Source organism: Chryseobacterium sp. FR054, from assembly GCF_056844565.1.
Genome location: NZ_JBXDSA010000001.1, coordinates 407,834 through 425,807, shown reverse-complemented (window position 1 = coordinate 425,807; position 17,974 = coordinate 407,834). Strand labels below are relative to the sequence as shown.

The following is a 17,974-nucleotide window of genomic DNA, read 5'->3' as shown; positions in this document are numbered from 1 at the left end:
ATGCAAATTTAGCAATAGAAAATTAGATGAGCGCAAAAAAAGCCAATTTATCAGGCGAATTGAAAAAGTATTTTGGGTTTTCTACATTTAAAGGCCAGCAGGAACAGATCATAGAAAACCTATTGAACGGGAAGGATATATTTGTTTTGATGCCGACAGGAGGTGGTAAATCATTATGTTATCAGCTTCCGGCACTTATTTCCGAAGGCACGGCAATCGTAGTTTCGCCCTTAATAGCGTTGATGAAGAATCAGGTAGATGCAGTAAACGGCCTTTCATCAGACGATGGGGTAGCTCATGTATTGAATTCATCATTAAACAAAACACAGACCAAACAGGTTTTTGACGACATCAAAAGCGGGAAGACAAAACTTTTGTACGTTGCCCCGGAATCATTGATTAAAGACGATTACTTAGACTTCCTGAAAGAAGTGAAAATCTCTTTCTTTGCCATTGATGAAGCGCACTGTATTTCAGAATGGGGACATGATTTCAGACCGGAATACCGGAATCTGAAGCAGATTATCGACAAGATTGCCGATGTACCGGTAATCGCTTTAACAGCCACTGCAACGCCTAAGGTTCAGGATGATATTCAGAAAACTCTTGGAATGACGAATGCGCTGGTCTTTAAAGAAAGTTTCAACCGTCCCAATCTGTATTATGAGGTATGTCCGAAAGTAAATGTAGATAAGGAGATCGTAAAATTTATCAGTCAGAATAAAGGAAAATCGGGGATTGTGTATTGCCTGAGCCGCAGAAAGGTTGAAGAATTTGCCCAGCTGCTGCAGGTTAACGGAATCAACGCGCTTCCTTATCATGCCGGTCTTGATCAGAAGATAAGAGTTGCCAATCAGGATAAATTTCTGATGGAGGAAGTAGACGTTATTGTAGCCACCATTGCATTCGGGATGGGAATAGATAAGCCGGATGTACGCTTTGTGATCCACTATGATTTTCCGAAATCACTGGAAAGTTATTACCAGGAAACAGGAAGAGCAGGAAGGGATGGCGGAGAAGGCCATTGCCTGGCATTCTATGACCCTAAAGATATTGAAAAACTGGAAAAATTCCTGGCACAGAAACCCGTTTCCGAAAGAGAAATCGGTCTTCAGTTATTAAACGAAGTGGTGGGGTATGCCGAAACTTCAATGAGCAGAAGGCAGTATATTCTTTATTATTTCGGGGAAAACTTCGATCCTGTAAAAGGAGAAGGAGCGATGATGTGTGATAACTCGTCCAATCCTCCTAAACTGAAAGATGCCGCGGAAGATCTGAAAAAAGTTCTGGAACTCATCAGAGATACCGGAGAAAAATTCAAAGCTAAAGATCTGATCTCCGTGATCGCGGGAAAAGAAACAGCGGTGACCAAGTCCTACAAACTGGAACAGGCTTCCTACTTCGGATTTGGAAAAGAAGAAAAAGACAATTACTGGAAAACCATCCTGAGACAGGCAACAGTTCAGGGAATCCTGCAGAAAGATATTGAAACGTACGGCGTTCTGAAAATGTCTGAAAAAGGTAAAAATATCCTGGACGGAAAATCCAGGGAATCATTCTTAATTGCCGAAGACCGGGAATTTGATCTCAGCCAGACCAAAGCAGAAAGCGATCAGGTACAGATGCAGGCAGGCGGAGGTCTTGATCAGAATCTGTTCGGACAGCTGAAAGAACTGCGTAAAAAAGTGGCGAAGAAACACGGCATTCCGCCTTACACCGTATTCATGGATCCCAGTCTGGAAGATATGACGGTACAGTACCCGATCACCGTAGAAGAAATTGCTAAAATCTATGGGGTAGGAGAAGGAAAAGCCAAGAAATACGGTAAAGAATTCGCAGATTTCATCAAAACGTATGTAGAAGATAACAATATTGAACGTACTCAGGATATGGTGCTGAAACAGGTGGCCAATAAATCCAGCCATAAAGTTTTCATCATCCAGAGTACCGATAAAAAAATTGATCTTGAAGACATTGCAAGAGCCAAAAACCTTTCGATGAACGAGCTGCTGAAAGAAATGGAAAGCATCGTTTATCAGGGAACCAAACTCAATATTGATTATTATATAGAAGACAACTTCGATGAAGATATTGTAGAAGGCTTCATGGAATTCATGAACGAATCTGAAAGCGACAGTATGAAAGTGCTTCTGGATGAATTCGGGGATGAACTTTCAGATGAAGAGGTAAGAATGCTGAGAATAAAATTTATAAGCGATGTAGCTAATTGATGAAAAATGACAGTTTTTTAGTTTCAGATTGAAAGACCGGAAAAAACTGTAAATTTGCAGACAACACTTATGAAAAAAAATAACGGCATTTTCACCGTATCTCTGGATTTTGAACTGTACTGGGGAATCCGGGATAAAAAAACAATTCAGGAATATGGACAAAATATTTCAGGAGTTTGGGAAGTTGTTCCGAGGCTCCTGAAACTTTATAATCAGTACGGTATTCATTGTACCTGGGCAGCAGTGGGAGCTATGATGACCGGAGATTTCCGGGATTTACAGCAATACTGTCCCGAAAACACACCTTCTTATCTGGAAAAAGAACTTTCTCCTTATCATGATTTCATTCCGTCTTCACGGGAAATGGAAGGTCTCTATCTGTATGGAAAAGAGCTGGTGGAGCTGGTTCAGAAAGCCAGGCATCAGGAAATCGGAAGCCATACTTTTTCACACTATTACTGCCTGGAAGACGGACAGACAAAAGATCAGTTTGAAGCAGATATACAGGCTGCCATCGCTGTTTCTTCTGCCCAAAAAATCGAAATTCAGTCTTTTATTTTCCCCCGGCATCAGATTAACAACAGCTATCTGGAAGTCCTTAAAAAAAATGGAATTTTAATCTACCGCGGTACAGAAAAAGCGTGGTATCATTCTCCGGCAAAAGGTTCAGAAGAAGGCGTGGTAAAAAGAGCCTTCAGGTATCTGGACTATTTTGTGAAAGTGGGAAGCCATCATACACAGAAAACTTCCGACCTTCATAAAGACGGCTTTACAGTCATTAGGGCAAGCCGCTGGCTGAGGCCGTATTCAGAAAAAATAAAATTCCTGGACGGGCTGAAGCTTCGGAGAATAAAACAGCAGATGACCTACGCAGCCAAAAACAACGAAATTTTTCACCTCTGGTTTCATCCGCATGATATCGGGATTCATCAGGATATCAACTTCGGGTATTTGGAAGAGATTTTTCAGCACTATAAAAAATTAAATGAAAAGTATAATTTTCAAAGCAAAAACATGTCTGAAATAGCAGCAGAATATGAAAAAAAATAACAGTAAGAAAATTGTCATGCTCACCGGAAACACACGGTCGTCGGCAATTATTTATAATACTTTAATAAAAGATTTTGATATTTCTGCCGTGCTGCAGGAGGAAGCGGTCCCTATGAAGCAGATTATGAAGAACCGTGCTAAAAGATTAGGCTGGATAAATGTGGGCGGACAGATTATGTTTGGCCTTCTACTGCTGCCGTTTATTAAGAAATTTTCGAAAAACCAGACCAGAAGAGTCATCGAAAAACTAAAAATAGACCTGTCTCCGATTCCTGAAACCGTCCTTACAAGAACCGATTCCGTAAATTCAAAGAAAACGCTTAAGCTGCTGCAGGAGCTGAAACCGGATTTGGTAATCGTGAATGGCTGCAGGATTATTTCCAAAAAAATCCTGGACAGTACCAATGCGGTTTTTATGAATACCCATGAAGGAATTACTCCAAAATACAGGGGAATCCACGGCGGATATTGGGCTTTAGCCAATAATGACAGAGAAAACTGCGGGGTTACCGTACATCTGGTAGACCAGTCGGTAGATACGGGCGATGTCCTGTACCAGGCAAGAATTTCACCGGAAAAATCAGATAATTTTACAACATATCCGCTATATCAGACCGCAGAGGGCGGTAAAATATTAAAACTTGCCGTTGAGGATTTTTGTAACGATCAGCTGAAAACAACGGGCGGAACAGAAGAAAACTTCATTTGGTATCATCCTACCATCTGGCAGTATTTATATTATAGAATTTTCAGAGGTGTGAAATAATGAAAAAAAAAGTTTACTTTCTTTTACCGGGGCTTACCTTTGGAGGAGCTGAGAGAATAATTTTTACATTACTCAATCATCTGGATGATGAAAAATATGATTTCACCCTTTTCCTTTTTAAAAATGTAGATTTTCCTACCTCTCAACTCAAGCCCAATATAAAAGTCCGGGAATTGGGCATAGAAAGAATTCGGTTTTCAATTTTTAAAATTTTACCGGTTATCTATAAAGAAAAACCCGATATTTTCTTTTCCGGGTGGGGCGAAATCTCAGCGTTTATGTCCCCGTTTATTCCGTTCTTAAAAAAGACGAAGTTTATCTCCAGAGAAACCAATGTGGTGTCACAGCATGTAACCAAAAAGGAAATAAAAGTTTTCTATAATTTTTATAACAATTTTCAGAGAATCATTGCGCAAAGTGATGACATGAAGAAGGATTTAATAGAGAATTTCAACATCAAAGAAAAGAAGATCGTCAAAATCAATAATCCTGTTGATTTCGATTTTATCAATGCCAGACTGGAAATTTCCGTAAAACCTGAAAGTTTTAAAGATCATTACAAAAATGTAGTGGCCATCGGAAACTTATCCTCCAGAAAAGGATTCGATAACCTGCTCAACGTTTTCTCAAAGCTTACCCATGAAAATATCCTTCTCCATATTCTCGGGGATGGGGATGACAGAGAAATGCTGTATGCAATGAAAGAATCATTAGGGTTAAAAAACGTTATTTTTCATGGAAAACAGGAAAATCCCTATCAGTTTCTGAAGTATGCAGACCTTTTTATCCTTTCATCCAGATATGAAGGTTTTCCGAATGTACTTCTGGAAGCAGGAGCCTGCGGAACCTATTCTTTAGCGAATAACTGTCCGGGAGGAATCAATGAGATCATTCAGCATTCTATCAACGGAGAAATTGCAGATATTGAAAACTATGAAGATTTTGCACAGAAAATAATCAGTGTAATGCAGACGGATTATGACAGGGAGTCCATAAAAAACTCCATCAGATCAAGGTTTTCCAAAGATATTATTCTGGATCAGTATGAAAAGGTATTGCAGGATCTGATGAAAAAATGAGATGAATAAGTTTGAAGAATTAAAACGCAACAGGTACATCAAAAAGATGCATTCCAATGCTATTGCTATGGCAACCGGGCAAACCAGTCTCCGTGAAGGGTGTTTAAAAATGCAATATCTTTATGATCAGATCGACTATATCAGTCCTTTTGATGAAATTGATATTGACATTATGGATGAATTCTCTTCAAAAACGAGTTTTTTTCCTCTTAATAAAGAAAGAAGTGTGTATAATCAGGAATATTTATCAGGTTTGGATAAAAGCCTGGCTGTGATTACAGACCAATACCGGGAACAGGTGATGCAGAAATGCAGCGAGATAATAGAAAAACTTCAGTATATTAAAACGATTACTTAATAATCATCCGGCCATGATATTAGAAAGCATTGCTTTTTCGGGAATAGTTGTTGCATCCATGTGTGCTGCTTTACTGCTTTCTAAAAAGAAAAATGTTTCTTCAGACTATTATCTTATCATTTGGCTGTTAGTTGGTGCTGCCAACCTGGTGTATTACCTTTTTCCGGCTTTACTTCCTGAAAGGCTTCAGCCTTTTGGCTTTGCTCTTCCGGTGCTGGGTATGGGAATGCTTTATCTGTACGTTATTTCAATAACTTTTAATGTCCCTTTCCGTTCAGATTACCTTATCAGACATTCGTTGTTCTTTATTGTTTACAGTGTGTCTTTTATTGGTATTTCGGCATTGTATAGTCCGGTAGGGTTCAAAAACAGTATTCCGTATTTTATTGAAAAGCATCAGGCCGGAGTATTACTGGATCTGTTGACTTTTCCAATGGCTGCGGTGCCGGTAGTTTATATTGTCCTGTGTTTTATGGCTTTAAGAAAATACCGGAAAATACTTCCCGGATATTATTCTGCCCTTGAAAAAATAAATCTTGACTGGCTGAAATATATAGTCATTTCACTAATCGTTCTGTTTATTGGTGTTTTCTGTATCATTGCTTCAGGAACCAGAAGTAAAGCTATTTCTTTTGATCAGATCTTTAAGATTGTTGCGGTGGTACAGAGCGGATATTTATTCTGTATAGTATTCTTCAGTTTAAGGCAAAGCCTTGTTTTTCATCAGCAGGGAGTTCTTGATATGAATAATGCCGTTATTAAAGAAGAGAAAATAAGTGTTCAGGATAAAAACAGAGCCGGTTTTGTTTCTCAAAAGCTGTTACAATTTATGGAAAAAGAGAAGCCTTACCTTGATGAAGAATTGAGTTTGCAGAAATTATCTCTATTAATGAATATTTCCACTCATCAGGTTTCCCAGGCAATCAATCAGGGGCTGCATACTAATTTTTATAAATTCGTGAATGCGTACAGAATAGAAGAGGTCAAAAATAAATTGACAAATCCGGAGTTCGAAAAATATTCAATCCTGGGAATTGCTTTTGAGTCAGGTTTTAATTCCAAGTCCACTTTCAACAAGATCTTCAAGGAAGAAACCGGGATGACTCCATCCGAGTTTAAAAAGTCCGGATTTATCAGAAAAGAGTCCTAACCGGTCATTTAGGACGATCAGAACTGTGTTTTAAAGGATTTTTGCCATCAAAAAAACTATGGACACACTTCATTTAAGCAACATTATTGTGCATGTCATCAGCGGAACTCTTGCATTGATTACCGGATTTCTTATTCTGTTAAAAACAAAAGGAACACGACTTCATATCAGGCTCGGATACTTTTTTTGCTGTTGTATGATCGTTGTTGTAACAACCGGGGCTTTTGGAGTTATCATATTCAAAAGAAACCTGTTTCTTCTCTTAATTACGGTTCTTGCTGCCTATAATACATATTCGGGATTCAGAATATTAAAAGAAAAGTCGAACCGTTTTTATTTCAAAGACCTTTTAATTATGTTGGGAGCTTTATCGATGGCTTTGGCATTCATGTATTATCTCAAATTCATCGGTTTTTATTGGAATCCTGTGGTTATTTACTCCGGATTGGGGTATTTGCTGGCAGTTGTTTCCTATGACATTTTCCGCTATTTCATCCCGGTGTCCCGGTATGGAAACCTGTGGCGTTATGAACATTCCAGTAAAATGATCAGTGCGATGGGAGCCCTTTTATCTGCTTTTACAGGAACTCTTTTGCCGGATTATAAACCATATAGCCAGATTCTTCCGTCTTTGCTGATGACCCTGCTGATGATCTTTTTTAATATTAAAATCTACTTACGCCTGAAAAAGAAAGCGGTAATGTGATTTTGAGAAAAGGAATTTAGAGGATAATTCAGAAGCTATAATCTCCATAAGGTAAGATTTCGGCTTTTGAATATCATTTCACAGGCGGCAGGTATTTACAGCTTTTGATCTCAAAATTGATAAAACTCACTTTGGTGCTTGATAATTTATATGTAAATTTGTGAGAATTAAGATAGATAATAATAAACAAATTCATACAATAACATGAGTCAATTCGATGTTACCGTAATAGGTTCCGGTCCTGGAGGTTATGTAGCTGCTATCCGTGCAGCACAATTAGGTTTCAAAACAGCAATTATTGAAAAATATTCAACTTTAGGCGGAACTTGTCTTAACGTTGGATGTATTCCGTCAAAAGCACTTCTTGACAGCTCTGAGCACTTCGAGAATGCAAAACACAATTTTGCGGGTCATGGAATCATTATTAATGAGCCACAGGCAGACATTACAAGAATGATTGAACGTAAAAATGAAGTGATCAAGCAGAATACAGACGGAATCAGCTATCTGATGAACAAAAATCAGATTACTGTTTTTGAAGGAGTAGGAAGTTTCGAATCTGCTACTCAGATCAAAATCACTAAAAACGACGGTTCTTCTGAAACAGTTGAATCTAAATATACCATCATTGCAACAGGTTCCAAGCCATCCTCTTTACCTTTCATCACATTGGATAAAGAACGAGTGATTACTTCTACTGAGGCATTAAACCTAAAGGAAATTCCTAAACATCTGGTAGTAATCGGAGGTGGGGTAATCGGTCTTGAATTAGGATCTGTGTATTTAAGATTGGGAGCTCAGGTAACGGTTGTTGAATTTATGGACAAGATCATTCCTGGAATGGACGGAGCTTTAAGCAAGGAACTGACTAAAGTTCTTAAAAAGCAGGGAATGAAATTCATGCTTTCCACTGCGGTTTCTGCAGTCGAGAGAAACGGAGATACCGTAAAGATCACTGCTAAAGATAAAAAAGGTGAGGAAGTAGTGGTAGAAGGAGATTACTGCCTGGTTTCTGTTGGTAGAAAACCTTACACGGACGGTCTTGGCCTTGAAAAAGCAGGCGTAGAGCTTGATGAAAGAGGAAGAGTAAAAGTAAACGATCATTTACAGACTAACGTAGCCAATATCTATGCGATCGGTGACGTAATCAAAGGGGCAATGCTTGCGCACAAAGCTGAAGAAGAAGGAGTATTTGTAGCTGAAACATTGGCAGGACAGAAGCCGCACATCAACTACAACCTGATTCCTGGTGTTGTTTATACATGGCCTGAAGTTGCAGGAGTAGGTAAAACTGAAGAGCAGCTGAAAGAAGAAGGAGTGGCTTATAAAGTAGGTTCTTTCCCGATGAGAGCATTAGGAAGAAGCCGTGCAAGTGGCGATATCGATGGTCTTGTGAAAATTATTGCAGACGAAAAAACTGACGAGGTTTTAGGAATGCACATCGTTGGAGCAAGAGCTGCCGACCTTATCGCAGAAGGAGTAATTGCTATGGAATTCCGTGCAAGTGCTGAAGATATCGCAAGAAGTTCCCATGCTCACCCAACTTATGCAGAAGCAATTAAAGAAGCTGCACTGGATGCTACGGCAAAAAGACCGATTCATATGTAATTTTCAAATGAAAGATTACAATATCTAAATAATAAAAGAGAAACAGCTACTGTTTCTCTTTTTTTGGCACAGAAATGGAGTTCGCAATAATAAATTTCACCTATGAAAAATATCTTTACAAGCTTAATCATACTGGCAGGACTGAATTTATCTGCTCAACAGGCCGGAAAAGCCGGCGAACTTTTGAAAAACGAAGCTTCCGCAACCGAAATGAAAGCTCAGGGAGGTACGGATATAAAAAACAGATCTTCTGACAATTCCCGGTATGGTAACATAAACGGTCAGCAAAACAGAAACAGAAACCCCAATTACCAATGGAACAGGAATTACGGGTATGCCGAAGTTTTTCTGCGGATTCCTGAGCAGGGGTATTTTACCGTTGAAGTAGGTGATCAGACGATTTCAAACGGTGCCGGGAAATACCGTTTCTTTGATCTCCAGTCCGGAAGAACCTCTGTTTCAGTGTACAGTAACGGATTCCTGATTTACAGAACTTCTCTGATGTTGAGAAATAACAGCAGAATGGTACTGGACTTCTTTACCAATGAAGGACTGTACTTATTGGATTCCTATCCCGTTCAGGGACAGTATGGCTTCAATGACTGGAATGATGTATGGAACAATCCTTACGGAAACCAGTCCGGAAACTGGAATAACTCCGGGAATGTAATGGATAACAACACTTTTCGCCGTTTTTTTGAAATGCTCCAGAAAAATGCAAAGTTTGATGACAGTAAAATAGCGATGATCAATCAGCAGATGAACAATTCTCTTTTTACTTCCGCGCAGGTCCGGGATCTGGTAAAATTCATCAGTTTCGATAAAAACAGACTGTCCCTTGCCAAATCCATGTATAGAAAATGTGTGGATAAAGACAGGTTCTTTGTGGTATACGATGCTTTTGACTTCGAAAACAGCAGAAAAGAACTCATGGAATATATTTCAAGATCATAATAAGAAAGAGAGAATCCAATGATGATTCTCTCTTTTTATTTTAAGTCTTACCTATTTAAACATTCAACAGGAACGCAATAATTTTAATAACAAGGCCATCCTTTATTTACTCCCTTATTCAATAGAAATGGGCTTCAGCCTCATTTAACAATTGCCAAAAGAAAAGCTATAAAGAAATATCTCTTCATATTTTTTCAGATTTGTTCTTCCAGATGTACAGGTTTTACAGTTGTTATTTTTAATAAAAGGAGGTTAAATAATCACCGAAGAAAATCTGATGGTTTAAAAATCTTCAAATTTCCGTACCTTTGTCAGCTAATTTTATCATCAATGCAACTCGGAAAAACCCAGACTTTAAAAATTTCAGAAAAAAATACTTCAGGATGGATCCTTACAGACGAATCAGGAGAAAAGGCTTTCCTGCCTAAGATCTTTATTCAGGACGAAAAGGAAACAGGTGAAGATGTAGAGGTATTTGTTTACCAGGATGACCATAAACTGAAGGCTACCACTGAAATTCCGCTGGCTGAAGTAGGAGAGTTTGCGGTGATGAGCTGTGTACAGAGTCTTCCGAGCGGAGCGTTCATGGATTGGGGAATCATCAAAGATCTTTTTATTCCGTACAAACAGCAGAAATCCAAGATCATTGAAGGCAAAAGATATCTGGTACATATTTATGTGGATGAAGATCTGGATCTCATCACAGGAACAACGAAATTCAAAAGAAATCCGCAATATGAGGATCTTCCGTTCAAAAAAGGGGATAAGGTAGACCTGATTATGATGAATGAAAGCGAACTGGGCTGGAATGTTGTGATCAATAAGGAATATATCGGGCTGGTATATGCATCGGATGTATTCAAAAAGCTTTATCCGCTGTCTGAAGAAACAGGTTATATTAAAGCGATCCGTGAAGATGGTAAAATTGATGTTTCCCTGCAGCCGGAAGGTTTTGAAAATATTGATGAATTCAGAAAAAAGATTCTTGAAAGACTGGAGGAAAATTACGGACTGATTCACCTTTCGGATAAATCTTCACCGGAAGAGATCAAAGAAGAGCTTCAGATGAGCAAAAAGAATTTCAAAAAGGCAATCGGCGGACTGTATAAGGATAAGGTGATTGATATTTTGGAAGATAAAATCCGACTGTTGTAATTTAGATTGATCTTAAAAAAGTTTAAAATATATTGAGACTGCCCAATGGGTGGTCTTTTTTATTGGTCTTAAGTGGCCTGTCTTTAATAATCAATTTCAGTTTGAAAGTTTGATACAGAGTTATGCGGTCCATTAATAATATGCTTTTTCAGTTAATTTGATTTTACAGACATCTTCAGTAGTTGTACCTAAAAGTAACTTCCAGCTTCCATATTCCAACCTTCATTTGAGGATCTGCCCCGATCTGACGCAATTAGTGAGCATTTGAACGTAAATAAAATAACAAAAACATGATGCATGTCATAACAATTTTGTTTAATTTTTTTGTTTAACAATTTTGTCAAAAACAGATTTTGATTTAAATTTGCACAAAATTGTTTAACAATAATGTCAAATCAAGCAAAAAAGGACCAAACACAGGAATTGATCAAGGAGACCGCGAAGAATTTATTCTTTGTGAAAGGAAAATTTGGCGCAACTACACAGGAGATTGCAGATGAAGCCGGAGTAAACAGAACGCTTATTAACTACTACTTCCGTTCAAGGGACAATCTGATCCAGATCATCTTTGACGAAGCTCAGAAAGTGGAGCAGGAAAAATCAAAAATCATTCAGACCTCAGACCTTCCTTTCAAGGAAAAAATGAGCAAATTCATAGAAAGCAGTCTTTCCACCAGCCTTCAGTATCCGTATCTGGAAACTTATATCGTATCCCAGATCAACAAAGGAAACTGTCATCAGAAAGAAATAGAAGAAGATATTCTGGAAACTTTATATAAGGATATTGAAAAAGAGATGGAATTGGGAAACATTGAGAAAATGGCCCCGGTACAGTTTATCCTCAATATGGTATCGCTTCTCGTTTTTCCGAGTGCCATAAGACCCCTGTTTATGGAGAATCTGATGATTAGCGACGAAGAATATGATAAGATTATCTCCGAAAGAAAAGAGATCATTATCAATATGCTTTTCAAAAACTAAAAAAATGTTAAAGTATTTTTAAAAGTTATTCGTCCTTTAGAAACAAAAACATTGAAAGAGAAAAATCAAACTAAAAAAATAAACGAAGTATAAAATTATGAACAGAAAACGTATAACTGCTAAAAAGCTAAAAATTGGGATAGCTGCAGCATTTATGATTTTCGGTTTTTCATCCGTATCTGCACAGCAGCAGGTTTCTTTGCAGGAAGCAATCAAACAGGCACTGCAGAATAAGGCAGAAGCTAAAAAAGCTGCTTTACAGGTGAAAAAAGCCGAATATAAAATTGATGAGGCCAGAGCCGGAGCTCTTCCTCAGATCAGTGCCACAGCCGGGCTTACCTACAATCCGGTTATTCAGGAATCCCTGCTTGAATTTGGCGGAGAAAGAATCAGAGCCCAGTTAGGACAGCCGTGGAGTTCAAGTGCAGTAGTGCAGCTTCAGCAGGCTATATTCGACCAGAGGGTGTTTACAGGTCTTAAAGCAGCGAAATCTACCAGAGAATTCTACATTCTGAATGCAGAACTTACCAATGAGCAGATCATTGAAAACGTAGCCACAGCTTATTATCAGGTATTTGTACAGGAAGAAAACCTTAAAACGGTAGAAGCCAGCTATGCCAATACCGAAAGAGTAAGAAACGTAATCAAAAGTCTTGTGGATAATGGTTTAGCTAAATCTATTGACTTAGACCGTACCAACGTACAGCTTACCAACATCGGTTCCAATAAACAGCAGCTGATCAATTCGGTTGAACTTTCCAAAAATGCTCTGAAGTTCTACATGGGAGTTCCGATTGGTACAGACATCGAGCTTGAAGAAAAAACCATTGAGCCGAAACCTGAACTTATTGCCAGCAATGTAAATCTGGAAAACCGTACAGAGCTTAAAGTACTCAATAAGAACAGAGAACTTCTTCAGTTTAACAAAAAAGCAACGGAAGCTTATCTTTATCCAACCGTAAACCTTACCGCAAGCTACGGCTGGGCCGGAATGGGTAAAAAGTTTCCTTTAACCAACGGACTTAATAACGGAGTACTTTGGAGCGATTATTCAGCGATAGGCCTTAACGTTAATATCCCGATTTTCACCGGTGGAGCTACAAAAGCAAAAATCCAGCAGGCGGAAATCGATATTCTGGACATAGATCAGGACATTCAGAAAACACAACTGAGCCTGGATCTGGATTATAAAAATGCCATTACCAATATGGAAAATACCATTATCAATATCCAGAGTATGAAAGATAATGTGGAGCTGGCAGAAAGAGTACAGAAAAACACCCAGTCTAACTATCAGTACGGATTGGCAACCCTTACAGAAGTACTGGATTCTGAAAATGCTTTAACACAGGCTAAACAGAATTACTCCAATGCATTATTAGACTACAAACAGGCCGAGATCAAGCTGATCAAGGCTAAAGGCGAACTGAACACATTACAAAACCCATAATAAACTAAAATGAAAAAAACTTTAATATATATCATCGTAGCGGCAGTGCTGGTAGGACTTGCAGCTTACAAGATTGCAGGTAACAAGGAGAAACAGACCCAGGAAGTAAAAGAGGTGGCCAAGCAGGTTGATAAGATCAATGTAAATGTGGTAACTGTTGCCAGAGAAAATATTGATACAGACTATTCAGCCAACGGAACATTCATTCCCAAGCAGGAAATGAACCAGTCTTCAGAGATTTCCGGACGTATCGTAAGCGTTCTGGTAAAAGAAGGCTCAAGAGTGGGAGCAGGACAGGTTCTGGCAACGATCAAGAAAGATGCTATCGAAGTGGATGTTACCCAGGCTCAGAACAACCTTCAGAATGCGGTTATCGACAACCAGCGTTATGAAAATGCTTATAAAACAGGAGGAGTTACCAAGCAGCAACTGGATAATTCAAGATTACAGCTTAAAAATGCACAGGCTGCAGTGAGAGCCCAAAGTGTAAAAGTAAATGATACAAGCATCCGTGCAGGAATTAGCGGAACCATCAACAAAAAAATGGTGGAACCGGGAGCAGTAGTTTCTCCGGGAACCGCAATGTTTGAAATCGTTAATATCAACAGCCTGAAATTATCAGTTTTGGTGGATGAAAGCCAGATTGGCAAAATCCAGTTAGGGCAGGAAGTTCCGATCAAAGTAAATGTATTGCCTGAAGACTCTTTCGTAGGCAGAATTACATTCATTGCTCCGAAAAGTGATGCTTCCCTTAATTTCCCTGTTGAAATTGAAGTTCAGAACAGAGGAAACCTGAAAGCGGGGATGTATGCAACGGCTACCTTTAAAACCAATAACGGTGCCGAAACACAGAATATGATCACCGTTCCTGCGGAAGCTTTCGTAAATGGAGTAAGCTCAGGACAGCTGTTCATCGTTCAGAACGGTACGGCTAAGATGATCAAAGTGACCGTAGGTAAAGTATATGGAGACAAAGTTCAGGTATTAAGTGGTCTGAATGGCGGTGAACAGGTAATTACCAGCGGACAGATCAATCTTGATAACGGATCCAAAATCAATATCGTAAAGTAGAAGAAAGATGAAGTTAGCAGAAATATCCATTAAAAGGCCGTCCCTGGTGATCGTATTATTTACGATACTTACGCTGGGCGGTATCTTAAGTTACTCCATGATGGGGTACGAATTGATTCCGAAGTTTGAAACCAATATGGTAACCATTTCTACGGTATATCCGGGAGCTTCACCGGCAGAGGTGGAAACTTCCGTAACCCGGAAGATTGAAGATGCCGTAGGTTCTTTGGAAAACGTGAAAAAAGTAGAATCTTCCTCTTACGAAAGTTTATCCGTAATCATGGTTCAGCTGAACAACGGAGCAGACGTAGACTATGCCCTGAATGATGCCCAGAGAAAGGTGAACGCTATCCTGGCAGACCTTCCGGATGATGTGGACGCTCCCTCTCTGAACAAATTCTCCCTGGATGATCTGCCGATCATTACAATGAGTATTTCCTCAGATAAACTGAACAGTAAAGATCTTTATGACCTTTTAGATAAAAAGATCGAACCTATCTTCTCCCGTGTAAACGGTGTGGCACAGGTGGACCTTGTGGGTGGACAGGAAAGAGAAATCCAGGTGAATCTGGATGAGAAAAAGCTTCAGGGGTACGGACTTTCAATCGGAGACGTACAACAGGCTATTCTTTCCTCAAACCTTGATTTCCCGACAGGAAGTCTGAAGACCAGAACCACAAAATCTACGATCAGATTATCAGGAAAATATAAGTCGATTGCAGAAATGAACAACCTTGTGGTTTCCAATAAAAACGGAGCCCAGGTACGTTTATCCGACATTGCGACAGTTTTCGATGCTCAGAAAGACATTGAAAAAGTAGCGAGATTCAATCAGTTTCCTACCATATTAATGCAGGTTAAAAAACAGTCGGATGCCAATGCAGTGGCGGTATCTGAAAGTGTTCAGAAAACCATTCAGACAGTAGAAAATGCCTATAAAGTTCAGGGGGTAAAAGTAAAAGTGGTAAACGATACCACAGACTTTACCCTGGAATCTGCCAACCACGTTATTTTCGACCTGTTCCTGGCGATTATCCTCGTGGCAATTGTGATGCTGTTGTTCCTTCACAGTATCAGAAACGCATTCATCGTAATGGTTTCCATTCCGGCTTCACTGGTAGCAGCATTCATCGGAATGAACCTGATGGGGTATACGCTGAACTTAATGAGTTTACTCGGGCTTTCGCTTGTGGTAGGTATCCTTGTGGATGACGCGATCGTTGTACTTGAAAACATCTACCGTCACATGGAGATGGGGAAAAGCAAGATCAGGGCAGCTTATGACGGAGCTTCGGAGATCGGATTTACCGTAGCAGCGATTACCCTGGTAATTGTGGTGGTATTCTTACCAATTGCGATGAGTTCAGGTCTTGTAGCCAATATCCTTGCGCAGTTCTGCGTCACGGTAGTTATTGCCACCCTATTATCATTGCTGGCTTCCTTTACCATCATTCCGTGGTTGTCATCAAGATTCGGTAAGCTGGAACATTTAACAGGTAAAAACTGGTTTGAGAAATTCATCCTTTGGTTTGAAGGTCTGATTGAGAAATTCACACACTGGATCACAGATATTCTTGAATGGTGTCTGAAAACCACACTGAGAAGAATTTCAACCGTAATTATTACATTCGTTGTCCTGATCAGTTCATTTATGCTGGTAGCATTCGGATTCATCGGAGGTGAATTCTTCCCGCCGATCGACCGTGGACAGTTCCTTGTTCAGATGGAATTATCAAAAGATGCAACGATTGAAAAAACCAACCAGCTGACCTTAGATGTTGAGAAGTTTTTAAGAAATGATAAAGATGTAGTGGACCTTATTACAACGGTCGGACAGCAGTCAACAGGTTTTGGTGGAGCCCAGGCAACAACGTACCAGTCTGAGGTTCAGGTAAACCTGACGGATAAGTCTGAACGTTATGAAAGCACCAACATCAAAGCGGCAAAAGTAAAAAGAGCGTTAGAAGAGAAATTCACAGGAGTTGAATTCAAAACAGCACCAATCGGTATCATGGGAGCTGAAAACGCACCGATCGAAATGGTGGTAACCGCTCCGGATAACGCAACAGCAGTAAAAGAAGCGACAAGAATCTTGGAATTGCTGAAAAAAGTTCCGGGAGCAGTAGATGCTGAATTATCAACGGATACAGGTAATCCGGAGGTTCAGGTGAATATCGACAGAGATAAAATGGCTTCTTTAGGCTTAAATCTTTCCAGTGTAGGCCAGACGATGCAGACTGCATTCAACGGAAATACCGATGGAAAATTCAGAGCCGGAGAATATGAATATGATATTAATATCCGTTTCGGAGATGCCAACAGACAATCTATTGATGACGTTAAAAACTTAATGTTCACCAACCCTCAGGGGCAGCAGATTCGTCTGAGCCAGTTTGCCGATGTGAAGATGGGATCAGGACCAAGTTTGCTTGAACGTAGAGATAAATCCCCTTCTGTAAAAGTAAGAGCCAAAGCGGTAGGTAGACCTGTGGGTGACGTAGCCAACGAATGGGCGGCGAAATTTATGGACAGCAAAGAAAAGCCGGTAGGTGTGGATTACATCTGGAGTGGTGATATGGAAAACCAGCAGGAAGGTTTCGGTACGTTAGGTATTGCTTTATTAGCAGCGATCGTATTGGTTTACCTGGTAATGGTTTCCCTGTATGACAGTTTTGTATATCCGTTTGTAGTATTGTTCTCTATTCCTTTGGCAATGATCGGAGTAATGGTGATCCTTGCCCTGACAGCCAATTCACTGAACATCTTTACGATGCTGGGGATGATCATGTTGATCGGTCTTGTTGCGAAAAACGCGATCCTGATCGTTGACTTTACAAATGCCAGAAAAGCAGCGGGTGCCAATACACACGACGCTCTGATTCAGGCCAACCATGCGCGTCTCCGTCCGATCCTGATGACAACGATTGCGATGATCTTCGGTATGCTTCCGATTGCATTGGCAACAGGAGCAGGAGCCGAAATGAATAAAGGTCTTGCGTGGGTAGTTATCGGTGGTCTTACATCGTCCCTATTCCTTACCCTGATCATTGTTCCGGTAGTATACTCCCTGTTTGACTCTATCCTGAGAAGAATGGGTAAACATGAAAAAGTAGACTACGAAGCTGAAATGAAAGCAGATTATGAACACAGAGAACTGAGTGAAGACGGTTACACTCCAAAACACTTAGACTAAAATAACAACCTTTAATTAGCCGAAAGCGCCTCAGATCATCCGGGGCGCTTTCTTATTTCAGGTAAAGCCGTTGGTTTTTCTTGCTGGATTATATGCCAGATGTTAAATCCAGCTCTATTGAATAATGACGTGACCTGATTGATATAAGGTTTATTTTTATAATTTCTGATTGGTTTTAAAGAAAGCTAAACCATGTTTTATTATGATTTTTGAAATCTGTGA

At 39.6% G+C, this 17,974-nt stretch carries 14 protein-coding genes; all 14 read left to right on the top strand.

The features are described 5' to 3' along the window. The first annotated feature begins 26 nt into the window (after window positions 1-26). The 14 genes from recQ to AC106S_RS01955 all read left to right on the top strand — a co-directional run bounded on the left by recQ (window position 27) and on the right by AC106S_RS01955 (window position 17,752). Window positions 27-2,231, top strand: a complete 2,205-nt coding sequence (gene recQ / locus AC106S_RS02020; RefSeq protein ID WP_482437467.1) for a DNA helicase RecQ — start codon at window positions 27-29, stop codon at window positions 2,229-2,231. A gap of 69 nt (window positions 2,232-2,300) precedes the next feature. Further along, window positions 2,301-3,281 (top strand): polysaccharide deacetylase family protein, encoded by a 981-nt coding sequence (locus tag AC106S_RS02015; RefSeq protein WP_482437466.1) that lies wholly within the window; start codon window positions 2,301-2,303, stop codon window positions 3,279-3,281. Continuing rightward, window positions 3,268-4,047 carry a formyl transferase gene (locus AC106S_RS02010; RefSeq protein WP_482437465.1) on the top strand — a complete coding sequence of 260 codons (780 nt, stop codon included), beginning with the start codon at window positions 3,268-3,270 and terminating at the stop codon, window positions 4,045-4,047. Before AC106S_RS02015 ends, AC106S_RS02010 begins: the two co-directional genes overlap by 14 nt. Continuing rightward, the gene (locus AC106S_RS02005) at window positions 4,047-5,126 is read left to right on the top strand and encodes a glycosyltransferase (protein ID WP_482437464.1); all 1,080 of its coding nucleotides are present in this window, start codon (window positions 4,047-4,049) and stop codon (window positions 5,124-5,126) included. The genes AC106S_RS02010 and AC106S_RS02005 overlap by 1 nt, the downstream gene beginning before the upstream one ends. A 1-nt stretch (window position 5,127) precedes the next feature. After that, window positions 5,128-5,484: a hypothetical protein gene (locus AC106S_RS02000; protein WP_482437463.1), complete on the top strand. Its 357-nt coding sequence runs from the start codon at window positions 5,128-5,130 to the stop codon at window positions 5,482-5,484. A gap of 13 nt (window positions 5,485-5,497) precedes the next feature. Beyond that, the gene (locus AC106S_RS01995; RefSeq protein WP_482437462.1) at window positions 5,498-6,634 is read left to right on the top strand and encodes a helix-turn-helix domain-containing protein; all 1,137 of its coding nucleotides are present in this window, start codon (window positions 5,498-5,500) and stop codon (window positions 6,632-6,634) included. Between the two features lie 58 nt (window positions 6,635-6,692). Beyond that, on the top strand, window positions 6,693-7,340 hold the full coding sequence (locus AC106S_RS01990; protein WP_482437461.1) for a DUF2306 domain-containing protein: 648 nt from the start codon (window positions 6,693-6,695) through the stop codon (window positions 7,338-7,340). A gap of 204 nt (window positions 7,341-7,544) precedes the next feature. Next, the gene (gene lpdA / locus AC106S_RS01985; RefSeq protein WP_482437460.1) at window positions 7,545-8,948 is read left to right on the top strand and encodes a dihydrolipoyl dehydrogenase; all 1,404 of its coding nucleotides are present in this window, start codon (window positions 7,545-7,547) and stop codon (window positions 8,946-8,948) included. Window positions 8,949-9,050: 102 nt separating this feature from the next. Beyond that, window positions 9,051-9,902, top strand: a complete 852-nt coding sequence (locus tag AC106S_RS01980) for a DUF4476 domain-containing protein (RefSeq protein WP_482437459.1) — start codon at window positions 9,051-9,053, stop codon at window positions 9,900-9,902. Between the two features lie 330 nt (window positions 9,903-10,232). Further along, window positions 10,233-11,057 carry a CvfB family protein gene (locus AC106S_RS01975; RefSeq protein WP_482437458.1) on the top strand — a complete coding sequence of 275 codons (825 nt, stop codon included), beginning with the start codon at window positions 10,233-10,235 and terminating at the stop codon, window positions 11,055-11,057. Between the two features lie 387 nt (window positions 11,058-11,444). Next, the gene (locus tag AC106S_RS01970; RefSeq protein WP_482437457.1) at window positions 11,445-12,038 is read left to right on the top strand and encodes a TetR/AcrR family transcriptional regulator; all 594 of its coding nucleotides are present in this window, start codon (window positions 11,445-11,447) and stop codon (window positions 12,036-12,038) included. A gap of 97 nt (window positions 12,039-12,135) precedes the next feature. Beyond that, entirely contained in the window at window positions 12,136-13,488 is a 1,353-nt protein-coding gene (locus AC106S_RS01965) for a TolC family protein (RefSeq protein ID WP_482437456.1), read from the top strand. Between the two features lie 9 nt (window positions 13,489-13,497). Next, window positions 13,498-14,559 carry an efflux RND transporter periplasmic adaptor subunit gene (locus AC106S_RS01960; protein WP_482437455.1) on the top strand — a complete coding sequence of 354 codons (1,062 nt, stop codon included), beginning with the start codon at window positions 13,498-13,500 and terminating at the stop codon, window positions 14,557-14,559. A gap of 7 nt (window positions 14,560-14,566) precedes the next feature. Beyond that, window positions 14,567-17,752 carry an efflux RND transporter permease subunit gene (locus AC106S_RS01955; protein ID WP_482437454.1) on the top strand — a complete coding sequence of 1,062 codons (3,186 nt, stop codon included), beginning with the start codon at window positions 14,567-14,569 and terminating at the stop codon, window positions 17,750-17,752. Window positions 17,753-17,974: the final 222 nt, after the last annotated feature.